General features: G+C 73.0%; 14 protein-coding genes and 1 tRNA gene. 9 read left to right on the top strand and 6 right to left on the bottom strand.

What is annotated here, in order from left to right; translation table 11 throughout:
• Positions 1-126 precede the first annotated feature (126 nt).
• Positions 127-1,104 (top strand): NAD(+) diphosphatase, encoded by a 978-nt coding sequence (gene nudC, locus J2X26_RS07075; protein WP_307490991.1) that lies wholly within the window; start codon positions 127-129, stop codon positions 1,102-1,104.
• Here the strand turns inward: nudC and J2X26_RS07080 are convergent.
• Positions 1,097-1,357 carry a mycoredoxin gene (locus J2X26_RS07080; RefSeq protein ID WP_307490992.1) on the bottom strand — a complete coding sequence of 87 codons (261 nt, stop codon included), beginning with the start codon at positions 1,355-1,357 and terminating at the stop codon, positions 1,097-1,099. The genes nudC and J2X26_RS07080 overlap by 8 nt on opposite strands.
• 171 nt (positions 1,358-1,528) lie before the next feature.
• On the opposite strand from J2X26_RS07080, the gene J2X26_RS07085 reads away from it, so the two are divergent.
• The 3 genes from J2X26_RS07085 (at position 1,529) to J2X26_RS07095 (ending at position 4,358) form a co-directional block, all read left to right on the top strand.
• Positions 1,529-3,529, top strand: a complete 2,001-nt coding sequence (locus J2X26_RS07085) for an ATP-dependent helicase (protein ID WP_307490994.1) — start codon at positions 1,529-1,531, stop codon at positions 3,527-3,529.
• A gap of 159 nt (positions 3,530-3,688) precedes the next feature.
• Positions 3,689-3,865, top strand: a complete 177-nt coding sequence (locus tag J2X26_RS07090) for a hypothetical protein (protein WP_307490996.1) — start codon at positions 3,689-3,691, stop codon at positions 3,863-3,865.
• A gap of 139 nt (positions 3,866-4,004) precedes the next feature.
• Positions 4,005-4,358 carry a WhiB family transcriptional regulator gene (locus J2X26_RS07095; RefSeq protein ID WP_307490997.1) on the top strand — a complete coding sequence of 118 codons (354 nt, stop codon included), beginning with the start codon at positions 4,005-4,007 and terminating at the stop codon, positions 4,356-4,358.
• 27 nt (positions 4,359-4,385) lie between these two features.
• Here the strand turns inward: J2X26_RS07095 and J2X26_RS07100 are convergent, their stop codons facing one another.
• Both J2X26_RS07100 and J2X26_RS07105 read right to left on the bottom strand, forming a co-directional pair.
• Complete coding sequence (locus tag J2X26_RS07100) at positions 4,386-5,405, bottom strand: thiamine biosynthesis protein ThiF (RefSeq protein WP_307490998.1); 1,020 nt, start codon at positions 5,403-5,405, stop codon at positions 4,386-4,388.
• Between the two features lie 127 nt (positions 5,406-5,532).
• On the bottom strand, positions 5,533-5,691 hold the full coding sequence (locus J2X26_RS07105; protein ID WP_146844118.1) for a DUF5679 domain-containing protein: 159 nt from the start codon (positions 5,689-5,691) through the stop codon (positions 5,533-5,535).
• A gap of 191 nt (positions 5,692-5,882) precedes the next feature.
• Between J2X26_RS07105 and J2X26_RS07110 the strand changes: the two genes are divergently transcribed.
• On the top strand, positions 5,883-6,611 hold the full coding sequence (locus J2X26_RS07110) for a SprT-like domain-containing protein (RefSeq protein WP_439897822.1): 729 nt from the start codon (positions 5,883-5,885) through the stop codon (positions 6,609-6,611).
• Between the two features lie 181 nt (positions 6,612-6,792).
• Here the strand turns inward: J2X26_RS07110 and J2X26_RS07115 are convergent, their stop codons facing one another.
• Complete coding sequence (locus tag J2X26_RS07115) at positions 6,793-8,193, bottom strand: zinc-dependent metalloprotease (RefSeq protein ID WP_439897823.1); 1,401 nt, start codon at positions 8,191-8,193, stop codon at positions 6,793-6,795.
• Positions 8,194-8,258: 65 nt separating this feature from the next.
• On the opposite strand from J2X26_RS07115, the gene J2X26_RS07120 reads away from it, so the two are divergent.
• The gene (locus J2X26_RS07120) at positions 8,259-9,353 is read left to right on the top strand and encodes an NAD-dependent epimerase/dehydratase family protein (RefSeq protein ID WP_307491001.1); all 1,095 of its coding nucleotides are present in this window, start codon (positions 8,259-8,261) and stop codon (positions 9,351-9,353) included.
• Between the two features lie 50 nt (positions 9,354-9,403).
• A complete protein-coding gene (locus J2X26_RS07125; protein ID WP_307491002.1) occupies positions 9,404-10,510 on the top strand; it encodes a YlbL family protein in 1,107 nt (368 codons plus the stop codon).
• A 6-nt stretch (positions 10,511-10,516) separates the two neighbouring features.
• Here the strand turns inward: J2X26_RS07125 and J2X26_RS07130 are convergent, their stop codons facing one another.
• A complete protein-coding gene (locus J2X26_RS07130) occupies positions 10,517-11,062 on the bottom strand; it encodes a PPA1309 family protein (protein WP_307491004.1) in 546 nt (181 codons plus the stop codon).
• 148 nt (positions 11,063-11,210) lie between these two features.
• Here J2X26_RS07130 and J2X26_RS07135 point away from each other — a divergent pair, with 148 nt between their 5' ends.
• Both J2X26_RS07135 and J2X26_RS07140 read left to right on the top strand, forming a co-directional pair.
• Positions 11,211-14,195, top strand: a complete 2,985-nt coding sequence (locus J2X26_RS07135) for a UPF0182 family membrane protein (RefSeq protein ID WP_307491006.1) — start codon at positions 11,211-11,213, stop codon at positions 14,193-14,195.
• 97 nt (positions 14,196-14,292) lie between these two features.
• A tRNA-Met gene (locus J2X26_RS07140) sits at positions 14,293-14,366 on the top strand.
• Between the two features lie 174 nt (positions 14,367-14,540).
• On the opposite strand, the gene J2X26_RS07145 is transcribed toward J2X26_RS07140, so the two are convergent.
• Positions 14,541-15,140, bottom strand: coding sequence for a chloramphenicol phosphotransferase CPT family protein (locus J2X26_RS07145; RefSeq protein WP_307491008.1), 600 nt, complete (start codon positions 15,138-15,140; stop codon positions 14,541-14,543).
• Positions 15,141-15,419 lie beyond the last annotated feature (279 nt).

The raw sequence follows: 15,419 nt of genomic DNA on the forward strand, positions 1-15,419 counted from the left end.
CCAGGATAGGCGGGCGACGGAGCCGTCCCGGACGACCTGCGCGGCGTGTCTTCGCCCGGTTGCTCCCGTCGCGCCGCATTGGTGGACCGCGTGCTCGTCCGATCGGCGCCGCGTACGGTGACCGGCGTGATCGTTCCGGATGACCTGCCGCTGTCCCGTGCCGGCGTCGACCGTGCCGCGCTGTCGCGGACCGACGACGGGTTCGTCGCCGCCGCGCTGACCGACGCGGAGACCCGCGTCCTGCTCGTGTGCGACGGCGCGGTCGTCACCGGGGAGGGCTCGCGGGTCGCGTTGCTCCGACCGTCGCAGGTCCAGGTGCCCGCGCCGGACGACGGCTGGCTCCTGCTCGGTCGGGGTGAGGCGGGCGAGGCGTTCCTGGCCCTGCGGGTCCCGGACCGTCGACCGGCTCCCCGGGTGGGGGAGGCGTCCGACGTCCTGGTCCACGCAGCGCCGACCGCTGCCGGACCCGCGACCACGGCAGCGCTTCCCGACGGGCTGGCCTGGACGCCGCTGCGTGACATCGGCGCGGACCTGACCGCGCACGAGGCGGGGCTGGCCACCACCGCCGTCGCGCTCGACGCCTGGCACGCCCGGCACCCGCGCTGCCCGCGCTGCGGTGCTGCGACCCGGGTCGCCCAGTCCGGCTGGACCCGGGTGTGCGTCGACGACGGCTCGGAGCACTACCCGCGCACCGACCCTGCGGTGATCATGGCGGTGGTCGACGACGACGACCGGATCCTGCTGGGCCACGCCGCGCACTGGCCCGCCGGCCGGTGGTCGACGCTCGCCGGCTTCGTGGAGGCGGGGGAGTCGCTCGAGCACGCCGTCCGCCGCGAGGTGGCCGAGGAGACCGGGGTGCTCGTCGGGGACGTCTCCTACCGGGGGAGCCAGCCGTGGCCGTTCCCGGCGTCGCTCATGATCGGCTTCCGCGCCGTCGCGCTGTCCACGGATGTGACGGTGGACGGCGTCGAGCTGACCGAGGCCCGCTGGTTCTCCCGTGACGAGCTCGCCGACGCGATGCGGTCGGGCGAGGTCATCCCGCCCGGGCGCGCGTCGATCGCTCGTGCGCTGGTGGAGGAGTGGTTCGGGGGACCGCTCAGCTGAGGCGGGCGCGGACCTGCGCGAGCGACGGGTTCGTCACCGCGGACCCGTCCGGGAACACCACCGTGGGCACCGTCTGGTTGCCCTCGTTGAGGGACTCGACCAGCGACGCCGCGTCGGCGTGCTCCTCGATGTTGACCTCGGTGTAGCCGATCCCTGCCGAGTCGAGCTGCGTCTTCAGCCGGCGGCAGTAGCCGCACCACGTCGTGGAGTACATCGTGATGGTGCCGGCGTCGGGCAGGGTCTGCGTGGTCATCGGTCCCTCGTGGTCGGAGCGGATACGGGTCGGTGCGGGCGAGATCGTCGCCCGGGGGCACCAACACCCGTGCGACCCGGGATCTTCCCCCTGTCGCGCGGACGGGTGACGGTACCCGATGTGCACAGGCTGGCGACGAGGGTGTCGGCAGGTGCTGAGAGACTGTGCCCGATGTCCGCCGAAGCCCTCCTGGACGCCCTCGACCCCGAGCAGCGTGCCGTCGCCACCACGCTCCGGGGACCCGTGCGCGTGCTCGCCGGTGCGGGGACCGGCAAGACGCGGGCGATCACGCACCGGATCGCGTACGGCATCCAGGTGGGCGCCTACCGCCCGGCCAACGTGCTGGCCGTGACGTTCACCGCCCGCGCCGCCGGGGAGATGCGCACGCGCCTGCGCCTGCTCGGCGCGCCAGGGGTCCAGGCCCGCACGTTCCACGCGGCGGCGCTGCGGCAGCTCGGGTTCTTCTGGCCCAAGGTCGTGGGCGGTCCGCCGCCGCGGATCCTCGAGCAGAAGGTCAAGCTCGTCGCGCACGCGGCGCAGCTGGTCGGCCTCGAGACGGACCGCGAGAGCGTGCGGGACCTGGCCTCGGAGATCGAGTGGGCCAAGGTCAGCCTGGTCACGGCCGACGACTACGCGAAGGCCGCCGCCGCGACGGACCGACCCGGGCCGGGCGGCACCGACCCGCAGTCGGTGGCGCGCCTGATGACTGCCTACGAGTCGGCCAAGGACCAGCAGGGCGTCATCGACTTCGAGGACGTGCTGCTCCTGCTCGCCGCCATGCTGGCCGAGCGCCGCGACGTCGCCGACTCGGTCCGGGAGCAGTACCAGCACTTCGTCGTCGACGAGTACCAGGACGTCAGCCCGCTCCAGCAGTACCTGCTCGACCAGTGGCTGGGCGGCCGGCAGGAGCTGTGCGTCGTCGGGGACCCGAGCCAGACGATTTACTCGTTCGCCGGTGCGTCCGCCCACCACCTCACGACGTTCACCCGGACGTACCCGCGCGCGACCACGGTGGAGCTGGTCCGGGACTACCGCTCGACCCCGCAGGTGGTGTCCCTGGCCAACCACGTGATGCACGCGTCCCGCAAGGCGGGTGGACCGGCGCCGCTGGAGCTGCGCGCGCAACGGCCGGACGGACCGGACGTCTCCTACGTGACGTATCCCGACGACGATGCCGAGGCCGCGGGCGTCACCGACGCGATCGCGACGCTGGTGCGTGGGGGTGTGGCCGCTGCCGACATCGCCGTCCTGTTCCGGACCAACGTGCAGTCGGAGGCGTTCGAGGCGGCGCTGGCCGACCGGGGGATCGCCTACCAGGTGCGCGGGAACGCGCGCTTCTTCGCCCGCGCGGACGTGCGCAAGGCGATGGTGCTGCTGCGCGGCGGGGCTCGCGCGGCGGACCCGGGCACGCCCATGCCGGAGTCCGTCCGGGACATCCTGCGCAGCGCGGGCTGGACCGATGCGCCGCCGGAGGGCAGGGGAGCGAGCCGCGAGCGCTGGGACGCGCTGCAGGCACTCGTCTCGCTGGCCGACGCGCTCGCGGCGGCTCCTCCGACGGGCGACGGCCCGCCCACCGTCTCCGACCTTGTCGCCGAGCTCGACGAGCGCGCCGCCGCGCAGCACGCGCCGACCGTCGAGGGGGTGACCCTCGCGTCGCTGCACGCCGCCAAGGGCCTCGAGTGGGACGCGGTGTTCCTGGTGGGGCTGTCCGACGGTCTCCTGCCGACCGTCCAGGCGCAGACGGACGCGACCGTGGCCGAGGAGCGGCGCCTGCTCTACGTGGGGATCACCCGCGCGCGCGAGCACCTGCACCTGTCGTACTCCCGTGCCCGGCATCCTCGGGCGCGGGCAAGCCGTGGGGTGTCGCGGTTCCTCACGGACCTGTGGCCCGACGAGCGCCGCCGGCCGGGCGTCCCGCGGCGCGATCTCGACGTGCGTCAGCAGGCCGTGGTCGACGGCCTGACCGCCTGGCGGGACGCGCACGCCGCCGAGCTGCGCCGCCAGCCCGCGTCCGTCCTGACCAGCGCGACCATCCGCGCCATCGCCGAGAGGTGCCCCAGCACGCTCGAGGAGCTGGGTGCGGTTCGTGGCGTCGGTCCGATGACGCTCGCGGACATCGGCGAGGACGTCCTGGCAGCGGTGCGCGCGACCGTACGAGAGCCCGCTCGCTGAGCCGATCGGGCGATGGCAGAAACTCGTCGGTGAAAGTTCGTTTATTCGGTTGTCCCCCGTGCAAAGCCGGTTCTAGTCTGAGCGACGTCCTTGTAGAGGGATCGCGCCGACACGGCGAGGGTCCGAACCGGAGAGGGGGTGGGTGCATTGAAGAACCAGATGATCGACACGGCAAATGCTCACGCGTTCCTGCCGCGATCTGTCGCGCCCACCACGTTCCGGTTCCAGGGGATCGCTCTGCCCATCGGCGGCGGCACCCTCGAGCCGATCGGCGGGTCGAAGCGTCGCACGGCGACCGATCCCCGCACGTACCTGATCCGGACTCCCATGATCTGACCTCGAACGAGGCACAGGCCGCGGAGTCCGAACTCGGACCCGCGGCCTTTCTGTTCTCCCGATGAGTCGGGTGGACGGGTTGGCAGTCGGTCCGGCACCGACGCAACACGCTCACCAGCAAGGACATCAGGAGGACATCGTGCGGCTCACGACGCTGCTCGACACGGTGAACCAGGGCGGATCCGGCCAGTGGCCCGTCACCGACAGCACTTCGACGACCGACGACCACCAGACGTTCGACCAGCTCGTCGCCGACTTCATCCCGTGCCGGTCCAACGACCCCGAGCTCTGGTTCGCCGAGCGGACCGCCGAGGTCGAGCAGGCCAAGGCCCTGTGCCGCGAGTGCCCGCTGATGGAGGGGTGCCTGGCCGGCGCCATCGACCGCGCCGAGCCGTGGGGCGTGTGGGGTGGCGAGGTGTTCGTCGGCGGTGTGGTGGTGGCGACCAAGCGTGGTCGTGGCCGCCCCCGGAAGAACGCAGCCCCCGCGGCCTGAGCAGGACTCAGGTCTGACGGCGGCGACTCAGCCCGGCGCGCCGACCAGCGACGCCGGGAGGGCGGTGCACCCGCACTCGGGGTGCACCGCCCACGTGCGTCTGCGGGGCACCGCGTCCGGCAGGGCCACCTCGAACGTGGCGCCCGGCGCGAGGCCGGGGGTGCGGTCCAGGTGCGCGAGCACGGCCGCGGTGCCGAGACCGGCGCAGACCGCGGCGACCTGCCCCGCCTCGTCGGCGACCCCGCCGACGTGCAGCTGCGCGGCGATCGTGGGCCACGACCCGTCCGCGTCCGTGCGGTGCAGGTCGAGGCAGCGCAGGCACGGGCCGGCGCCGGGCACCACGAACGGCCCCACGACCGTGTCGGCCTCGCGGACGACCACGCCGAGGTGAGCGACCCCACCGGCCACGAGGACAGGGCCGCGGCCGGGATCCGCGACACCGTCCTCGACGAGGACCACGACGTCCGGCGTCCGGTCCGACGCGGTCGAGACGTGCGGGGCCACGTCGCGCAGCAGCCGGGCCGTCACGTGCTCGCGCACCGAGCCGGCGTCGGCCCACCGGTACCCGCACACGCCGACGTCCGTCGAGCGCACCGGCCGCTCGTCGTCCACCAGCAGGGTGCCCACCCCCGCTGCTGCGAGCCCGACAGCGATGCCGAGGCCGGTCGGGCCCAGTCCGAGGACCGCCACCACCCGGTCCGCGCGCGCCCGGACGACGGAGGCACCGTCCCCGTCGGCGCGGAGCAGGGACCAGACTGCGGCGTCCACGGCCGCCGGCCCGCGCAGGACCGCCCGGGACGGGCCGCCGACGGTGAGCCGCGCCTCGACCAGCACGTCGACGAGCGCACGCACCCTGTCCGGGTCCACGTCGCGTCCCGCCACCAGACGCACCACCTCGGTCAGCTCCGTGCGGGGGTCGACGGACTGGAGCAGGTCCGCCTCGGGAGGGGTGAGGTCGGGCAGGCGGACGGCCCAGCGCGGGTCGGTGCCCACCTGGACCTCGGTGGCCGTGCGTCGCAGCACCCGCAGCCCGGCACGCAGTCGCATGGCGCTCCCTTCAGGACGAGGGCGTCACTGTGGCAGCAGCGACCGATCCTCCGTGCCCGTCATCCACAGGCCCGGGCATGCCGAAGGGCACCGTCCGGTCGGACGATGCCCTCAGGCGAAGAAGATCTCAGGCCTTGCCGAGAATGCGGTTGAGCTTCGTGCCGCAGACCGGACAGACGGCCTTGGCCATCCTCCGACCGGACTCGGAGACGACGACGTCTCCCTCCGCCTGACGCTTCTCCTTGCACTTCACGCAGTAGAACTCGCCTGCATATGTCTCAGCCATGGGGCCCTCCCTCGGTGTCCTGCACCGGACCGGGAAACCGCCGGCCGGCGGCCGGGCGTGGTGGTGCAGCCACGCCCGCGCGGCTTTCACAGTAGTAGTCGAGGCGCCCACAGCCCGCGGAATCGTGCAGGACGCGCCGTGCGGCGACGGGTGAACCGGGGCGCGTGGGCACTGCGCGCTAGCGTTCTTCCGTGCAGCCCACGCAGGACCTGTCGCAGGTGGAGATCCGCCGCTCACGCAAGCGCGTGCGCACGGTGACGGCCTGGCGCGAGGGCGACCGGACCATCGTGGCCATCCCCGCGCGGTTCACCCGGGCGCAGGAGAACGAGTGGGTGCGCCGCATGCTGGCCCGGCTCGCGGCGCAGGAACGGCGGCGCAGGCCGTCGGACGACGAGCTGATGTCCCGGGCGACGGAGCTGTCGACCAAGTACCTCGGCGGGCGTGCGCGGCCGACGACGGTCCGGTGGTCCACCAACCAGGGGCGGCGGTGGGGGTCCTGCACGCCGTCCGACGGCACCATCCGGATCTCCGACCGCGTGCGCGGCATGCCGCGGTGGGTGCTGGACTACGTGCTGCTGCATGAGCTGGCGCACCTGCTGCACGCCGGGCACGGCCCGGAGTTCTGGGCGGTGCTCGACGCCTACCCGCGCACCCTGCGGGCGCGAGGGTTCCTGGAGGGGTACGCCTACGCGGCGGAGCGTGGAGCGCACGTCCCGCCGGGCGACGCCGAGGCGGACGACGACGTGCGCGACATGGGCGAGGACGAGGTCGAAGACGGTGGGATCGGCGAGCCGGACGCGGTCGTGGCCGACGAGGTGGACGTCGAGGACTTCCCGCCCGACGACGACGATCCCGACGACGGGTCGCTCGGTCAGCTCGAGCTGGAGCTGGACGATCTAGGGTCCGAGCGCCAGAGCTGACGTCGTCGACGAGAGCCCGAGCTGACGTCGTCGACGAGAGCCCGAGCTGACGTCATCGACGAGAGCCAGAGCTGACGTCGTCGACGAGAGCCCGAGCTGACGTCGTCGACGAGAGCCCGAGCTGACGTCATCGACGCGGGCTGGCCGAACGACTGCGGCGGCCAGGCGTGAACCGCGTCGATCAGGCTGTCGGGTCGGCGTTCGGGTCCTCGCCCAGGATCTCCGCCAGCGCGCGGTCGACCTCGGCGGCGTCGTCGACGGCCGTCGCGCGGCGGGTCGCGTAGCCGGCCGGGTCGTCGAGGTCCTCGGTGCCGGGCAGCAGGTCGGGGTGGTCCCAGACGGCGTCGCGTGCCGTCGCGCCGTTGTCGCGGGTGATCTGCGCCCACAGCGCCGCCGCGTCGCGGAGCCTGCGGGGTCGCAGCTCGAGACCGACGAGGTTGGCGAACGTCTGCTCCGCCGGCCCCCCGGCGGCGCGGCGGCGGCGGATCATCTCGCGCAGCGCCATGGTGTGCGGCAGGTGGGGGAGCGCGGCCGTGGTCGCGACCTCGTCGACCCAGCCCTCGACCAGGGCCAGCGCCGTCTCCAGCCGTTCGAGCGCGGCCTTCTGCGCCGGTGTGGTGTGCGGCGCGAAGACTCCACCGGACAGGGCCTGCTGGAGCGCTGCGGTGTCGGTCACGTCGATCGAGCGCACGGCCTCCTCGAGCTGGTCGGCGTCGATGGTGATGCCACGCGCGTAGGCCTCGACGGTGGCGAGCAGGTGGGCCCGCAGCCACGGCACGTGCGTGAACAGGCGGGTGGCTGCGGCCTCGCGCAGGGCGAGGAAGAGGCGGACCTCCTCGGCGGGCGCGTCGAGACCCTCGGCGAACGCGTCGACGTTAGCGGCCACGAGTGCGGGCGCCGGTCGGTCGAGCAGCGGGAGCCCGATGTCGGTGGTGCCGAACACCTCGTGCGCGAGGGTGCCGGCCGCCTGGCCCACCTGCATGCCGAAGACGGCGGAGCCGAGCTGGCGCAGGAGCTGGCTGGGCTCGATCCCGCCGGGCAGCGCGAGGTCCTCGGGCGCTCCGTCGGGCAGGGCGCCGCCGAGGGCTCCGACGAGCGCGACCGACAGCGAGGACGCGACCGGCTCGGTCAGCGTCCGCCACGTCGGCAGGGTCGCCTCGACCCACTCCGCGCGGCTCCAGGCCCGCGGGGTGCCCGTGGACGGCGGCAGGTCCGTCGCGGCGTCCAGCCACAGCTCGGCGACGGCGAGCGCGTCGAGCACCTGGCGCGTCTGGGCGGTGGTCAGGGACGGGTCCCCACCGGCGGCGGCCTGCTGGCGGGCCAGGTCGTGCGCCATCTGCCAGTTGACCGGGTCGTCGCCGGACGCGGCGAGCAGGGCCTGGACCTGCGCGAACACCTGCTGGAGCGCGGCGGGGTCGTCGGGCAGGCCGGAGGCGGCGGCCATCGCGCCGGGGTCGAAGCCGCGCTCCTGCAGCTCGCGGATCGCTTCGTCGGCGCCCTCGCCCAGCATCGCGCGCATCACCTGCTCCCAGGCGGGCACGCCACCATCGGATCCTGGGACGGCGGAGTTGTCGGGGCTCACGTGGACCTCCTGCGACGATAGGGCCGGCTGCGAACCACGGTAACCGCGCAGCACAGGAACGAGGGATGGTGGGCGAGCAGATTCGCTCAGGGCGCAGCACACGACGGGATGGCCCGTCGACGGCGACGGCGGACGCGGCACCGGCAGGCGAGCCGGCCGACGAGGTCGTCGTCGTCGGCCGCGGACCCATCGCGTCCGCGGTCGCCGCGGCGTGGGGCGAGCACGTCCGGACGGTCGACGAGCTCCCTGCCGAGAGCCCGCAGGACGCGATCGCCGGTGCCACCGTCGTGGTGCTCGTCGCGCACCCGGGCGACCTCGTCGCGTCCCCGGTCAAGGGGCGTCGCGAACGCGAGACCGCCGTCGTCGCGCACACCCAGCGCGTCCTGGGCGCTGCGCGCGCCGTGGGTGCGCGGCACGTCGTGGCGATCGGGTCTGCCGTCGTGCACGGCGCGTGGGCCGACCGTCCCGTGATCCACGACGTCGACCCCCTCCCGCGCGCGGACGAGTCGGTCCGCGAGGGACTGGTCGGTGACCTCCTGGCCGCCGAGGCCGTGCTGGAACGTGCTCGGCGCCGCAAGGCTCCGCTCGTCACGGTGCTGCGTCCGGCCGCGGTGGTCGGGGTGGGGATCGACACCTTCGTGACGCGGCACTTCGAGGCGCCCCGCCTGCTGACGGTGCGCGGCGCGGTCCGGCAGTGGCAGTTCGTGCACGTCGAGGACCTCGCGGCGGCGGCCCGGTTCGCCGTGGCGCACCGCCTGGCCGGCGTCCTGACCGTCGGTGCCGACGACGTGCTCGAGCCCGCGCAGGTCGAGGCGGCCGCCGGGATGCGGCGGGTCGAGCTGGCCGCGGCGACGGCGTTCGGCACCGCCGAGCGGCTGCACCGCGTGGGGGTGCTGCCCGCGCCGGCGTCCGAGCTCGCGTTCGTGGTCTACCCGTGGACCGTCGCGGCCGACCGGCTGCGCGAGGCCGGCTGGGCTCCGCGCTGGTCGAGCGCCGCCTGCCTGGACGTGCTGCTCGAGGGCGTGCAGGGACGGGTCGCGGTGGCCGGACGACGTGTCGGCACCCGCGACGCGGCGGCGCTCGGGGCCGCGGGGGCAGCGGTCGCCCTCATCGGCACCGCGGCAGTGTGGCGCCAGGCGCGAGCGCGGCGGCGACCGTGAGCACGGGCGCGAGTGACGGGGCTGGTGCCGAGTCGGGAGATGATGTGGGCGTGCTCGACCAGCCCACCTCACCGCCCGACGTCGACGACGACCTCGATCCGCCCGAGCGCATCAGTCCTCGGTCGCTCACCCTCTCGGTGGGCATGATGGTCACCGCTCTGCTGCTCGCCGTCCTCGTGGTGCTCCCGGTGCCGTACGCGATCAGCAGCCCCGGCCCCACGCGCGACGTGCTGGGCGAGCACGACGGCACCCCGCTCATCCAGATCTCCGGCGCCGAGACGTTCGACTCGACCGGCGAGCTGAGGCTGACCACCGTGTCGGGCACGGGCGGGCCCGGGTTCCCGTCGAGCGTCGTCGGGGTCCTGCAGGGCTGGTTCTCCCCGTGGGCGGTCGTCCAGCCGGTCGAGCTGCTCTACCCGCCGGACCGGACGCAGGACGAGATCGACGAGTCGAACACCGCCGAGATGGTCTCCTCGCAGGAGAACGCCGCGGTCGCTGCGCTCACGGAGCTGGGCTACGAGGTTCCCGCGACGCTCGTCGTCGCCGGGACGGTCGAGGGGTCCGACGCGGAGGGGAAGGTCGAGGACGGGGACGTCATCGTCGCCCTCGACGGCACCGCGGTGCCTGACTACCAGGGGCTCATCGGGATGCTCGACGACGTCGAGGCGGGGGACACCGTGACGCTCACGGTCCGGCGGCACGGGCAGGCGGTCGACATCCCGATCGTGACCACCGAGAAGCCCGACGGCGGTGCGCAGATCGGGGTGTTCATCGACCCGGCGTTCGACATGCCCGTAGACGTCACCATCAGCATCGACGACATCGGCGGCCCCAGCGCGGGGACCATGTTCGCGCTCGGCATCATCGACAAGATGACGCCCGAGGACGAGGCGAACGGCAAGGACATCGCGGGGACCGGCACCATCGACGTGACCGGCGAGGTCGGTCCCATCGGCGGCATCCGTCAGAAGCTCGCGGGCGCGACGCGCGACGGGGCCACGTGGTTCCTGGCCCCGGCCGCGAACTGCGACGAGGTCGTCGACCACGTGCCGGACGGTCTGCGCGTGGTGCGCATCGAGACCCTGCACGAGGCGCGCGAGGCGATCACGGCGATCGGCGCCGGCACCGGCGACGACCTGCCGACCTGCACGAGCTAGTCCGAGCTACTCGAGCGTGGTCCGGACCGCCGCCACCAGACCGGGCACCAGGTCCGGGCCCTGACCGACCTGGTCGGCGGTGTCGTTCGCGCGGCTGCGCACCGCGCACCAGGACGGGCCGTCGCGCAGCGCGCCGACGACGAGCCGCACGTCCTGCCGCTCGGGGTGGGCGAGCAGGTACTCCAGCGCGGCGTCGGTGTCCGGCGGCATCGCCTCCTCGGCGGCCGGGGGGAGCACGACGCGCTCGACGGTCACCGCCATCCCGTCCACCGTCGACGGCCACGACAGGCCGGCGAGCAGCGTCTCGAGGTCGGGCGCGGCGGGCAGCTCCTCCTGCTCGACCGACGTGAGGTGCCACGGCTGGGACCGGGCGGCGGTCAGGACGGACGGGTCGAGCTGCGCGGCGAGGCCCGGTTCGGTCCGCAGCATCTCCTGCGTCCGGACCAGCGCGAACACCCGCACCGGGCCGTCCCACCCGGCCTCGGCGACGTGGTGCTCGATCTCGCGGACGGATTCGGCCAGCGCGGCCAGGTCGGGGGAGGGTTCACTCACAGGTTCATCGTCCCATTCCTGTGGGAACCTGTGCCTCGACCGGCACGTTCTCCCGTGCGAGTGGCGGCGTCCCGTACGCGTCGCCCGGCACGGTCGTGACCGTGCCGAACGTGCTCACCCTGTTGCCGACGACGAGGACTGCCACGCCGTGACCTTCGGAAGCCCGCCGCCCCGCCCGAGCCCGGCACGCCCGCGCCGACGCGGAGCGCTCGCCCCCACGCTCGTCGTCCTCGGGGTGCTCGTCGTCGTCGTGCTGATCCTGGCCCAGGTGTGGACCGAGGTCCTCTGGTACCAGCAGCTCGGGTTCGGCAACGTGATCCGCACCGAGTGGGGCACGCGCGCCATCCTCTTCGCGCTCGGCTTCCTCGTCATGGGCGGCGCCGTCTACTGGAGCCTCAACTTCGGCTACCGCTCGCGCCCGGTGTACGCCCCGTCCACGCAGGAGCAGGCGAACCTCGACCAGTACCGCGAGGCCATCGAGCCCCTGCGCCGGCTGGTCATGATCGTCGGCCCCGCGGTCCTGGGCCTGTTCGCCGGCGCCGCGGCGTCGCAGCAGTGGCAGACCATCCAGCTGTGGATGCACGGGGGATCGGTCGGGAAGACCGACCCCCAGTACGGCATCGACCTGGGCTTCTACCTGTTCACGCTGCCGGGGCTGCGGTTCGTGGTCTCGTTCCTCATGGCGGTCGTCGTGCTCTCGGGCATCGGCGCACTGGCTACGCAGTACCTCTACGGCGGCCTGCGCGTCGGCGGTCAGCGCGGTGGCGCGCCGCGGACGACGAGGGCGGCACGCATCCAGCTGTCCGTCATCGCGGCCGTGCTCATGCTGCTCATCGCGGCGAGCTACTGGCTGGACCGGTTCTCGATCCTGACGAAGACGGGCCGGAAGTTCGCCGGCGCCTCGTTCACCGACGTGCACGCCGTCATTCCGTCGAAGGCGATCCTGGCGGGCATCGCGATCTTCGTGGCGGTCATGTTCATCGTCACCGCGGTCCGCGGGAACTGGCGCCTCCCCGCCATCGGCGTCGGCCTGATGGTCGTGGCGGCCGTCGCCGTCGGCGGCGTCTACCCCGCCGTGGTCCAGCGCTTCCAGGTGCAGCCCAACCAGCAGGACGCCGAGGCGGAGTTCATCGGGCGCAACATCGACGCCACGCTCGACGCGTACGACCTCCAGGACGTCGAGAAGACGGAGTACGACGCCGAGGTCACGGCCGAGGCCGGTGCGCTGCGCTCCGACGCCGACACCACGGCCTCGATCCGGCTCCTCGACCCGCAGATCGTCAGCCCGTCGTTCAAGCAGCTCGAGCAGATCCGCGCGTTCTACGACTTCCCCGACTCGCTGTCGGTGGACCGGTACGAGATCGACGGGGAGAGCCGCGACACCGTGATCGCCGTCCGCGAGCTGTCGCTCGAGGGACTGGACGCGCAGCAGCGCAACTGGACCAACGACACCACCGTCTACACGCACGGGTACGGCGTCGTCGCGGCCTACGGCAACACGACCGCGGGGCGTGGAGCCCCCGCCTTCTGGGAGCAGGGCATCCCGTCGCAGGGGCAGATGGGCAAGTACGAGCCGCGCATCTACTTCAGCCCCAAGGCCCCGCTGTACTCGATCGTCGGTGCTCCCGAAGGGGCCGACCCGTGGGAGCTCGACTACCCGGCCGACGACTCGGAGGGCGCCGTCAACAGCACGTTCCCGACGCAGGACGTCTCCGCCGGCCCGTCGATCGGCAACCCGCTGAACAAGCTGCTCTTCGCACTGAAGTTCGGCTCGGAGCAGATCCTCTTCTCGGACCGCGTGACCAGCGACTCGCAGATCCTCTACGAGCGTGACCCCCGCGACCGCGTCCAGAAGGTCGCCCCGTACCTCACGCTCGACGGCCGCGCGTACCCCGCGGTGGTCGACGGCCGCGTCAAGTGGATCGTCGACGGCTACACGACGTCGGATCAGTACCCGTACTCCGAGCCGAAGTCGCTCGACGACGCCACGACGGACTCGCTGACCGAGTCCTCCGAGACGATCCAGGCGCTCCAGCCGAAGACCGCGAACTACATCCGCAACTCGGTGAAGGCCACGGTCGACGCCTACGACGGCTCGGTCACGCTGTACGCCTGGGACGCCGAGGACCCGATCCTCAAGGCGTGGGACTCGGTGTTCCCGTCCACGCTCGAGCCGCTGTCCTCCATCAAGGGCAGCCTCATGAGCCACCTGCGCTACCCCGAGGACCTGTTCAAGGTGCAGCGCAGCCTGCTCGCCCGCTACCACGTGACGAACGCCGGCCAGTTCTTCTCCGGCAACGACTTCTGGGCCAACCCGAACGACCCGACCAGCAGCGTCGCCGTCCCGCAGCCGCCGTACTACCTGACGCTGCGGATGCCGGACCAGGACGCGGCCAGCTTCTCGCTGATGTCGTCGTTCATCCCGACCGGCACCAACGCGCGCAACGTCCTGACGGGCTACCTCGCGGTCGACGCCGAGGCAGGGAACGAGGACGGGAAGCCGTCCCCGGACTACGGCAAGATGCGCCTGCTCGAGCTGCCACGTGACTCGACGGTCCCCGGTCCCGGCCAGGTGAACAACAACTTCGTCGCCGACCCGGACGTGTCCAACGAGCTCAACATCCTCGGCCGTGGCGACTCGCAGGTGGTCCGCGGCAACCTGCTGACCCTGCCCATGGGTGGCGGCCTGCTGTACGTGCAGCCGGTCTACGTCCAGGCCCGGTCCGGCACCACGTTCCCCCTGCTGCAACGCGTGCTCGTCGCGTTCGGTGACGACATCGGGTTCGCGGACACCCTCGACGGTGCGCTCGACCAGGTGTTCGGCGGGGACTCGGGCGCCGACGCCGGCGACGCCGGGACCGATCCCGACGCGGGGACACCGCCGACGGACGAACCGACCGACGAGCCGACCGACGGAGCGACACCGGCACCGACCGACCCGGGGACCGAGACCGGCACGGACGCGACCGCCCGTTCCGACCTCGACCGGGCGTTGCAGCAGGCCAAGCAGGCCATCGCCGACAGCCAGTCCGCGCTGGCACGCAACGACTTCGCTGCGTACGGCGAGGCGCAGCAGCGGCTCGACCAGGCCGTCCAGAGCGCCCTGGAGGCGGAGGCCCGGCTCGACGAGTGACGCAGGGGCCCGGCCGGTGGAGGTGACGCACGACACCACCGGCCGGGCGCCTGCGATTTGGTCCCCCCTGGGGGGTGAGGTAAGTTGTAACCACCGACGCGGGGTGGAGCAGCTCGGTAGCTCGCTGGGCTCATAACCCAGAGGTCGCAGGTTCAAATCCTGCCCCCGCTACAACAAGACGAAGGCCCGGACCTGATGGTCCGGGCCTTCGTCGTTCGCGCAATCAGCCGTAGGCCCGGCGAACGGGTGCGTGGAGGGCAACACCGTTCCTCGCGGCACTCAGGGGGCGCCTCTCGATCCGGAGTGACGTTGTCGGGTCAGTCGGGTCACGCCGCGAGCCGACCGCTACCTGAGCCGGTCGAGCGCCTTCGGGGCTGCTCCGCTGCGGATCCACGTCAGGACGACGTCGGCGGCCGCGGGGACGTCGAGGACCGCCGTGTCGACCTCGACGTCGTAGTCGCCGTGCCGGTGCACGTACGGCAGCTGGGCCGTCGCCTGGCCCAGGGTCCTCTCGCCTCGGTCACGCTCGCGCTCGATGAGGACCGGCGGTTCGCACCGCACGCCGACGAGCACTGCACGCGTCGCACGGAGCACCTCGGCCAGATCCCGCGACCACGCCGGCTCGAGCAGCACGTGGTCGACGACGACGTCGAACCCCGCAGCCGCGAGCGCCGCCGCAGTCCGGTGCAGGCCGCGGACCAGGTCGTGCGCCACAGGCCCCGCGACCACGCGCTCGATCGTCCCGTCGACCGCGAGCTCGTACCGGAACACCTCCGGCCACGAGCTCGAGAGGTAGCGGCGGGGCAGCATCGTCAGGTGCCGGTCGAGGCCGGCGTCGAGGAGGGGCCCGTCCCAGCGGTCCTGCAGCGCTCGGGCGAGCGAGGTCTTGCCTGCGCTGGAGGTGCCGTTGAGCACGACGACGGTGCCGGGTGCGGGCAGGCTCATGGCGCCGAGTATCGCGGCTCGACCGCCTCGGGGTGGTCGGCCGGCGGGTGAACCGGGGTGACCGGACGGCAGTCGCGATCCCGTCCTCCTCCACACCCCGCGATCGCCGACTGACGAGAGCAGGTAGCGCCCCGCCCCGGAGCGATCCTCGCGGCGATCAAGGCTGTCGACAGCCTCTGGTGTGATCCCACCATGGCAACGGCGGAGGGGATCGGGCTGCCGACGCACACCCTCTGAACTGCGACTACGCTCGGCGGCTCTGCCGACGACCGCAGATCA

This window comes from Cellulomonas humilata (genome assembly GCF_030814415.1).
Taxonomy (GTDB): Bacteria; Actinomycetota; Actinomycetes; order Actinomycetales; family Cellulomonadaceae; genus Cellulomonas; species Cellulomonas humilata_A.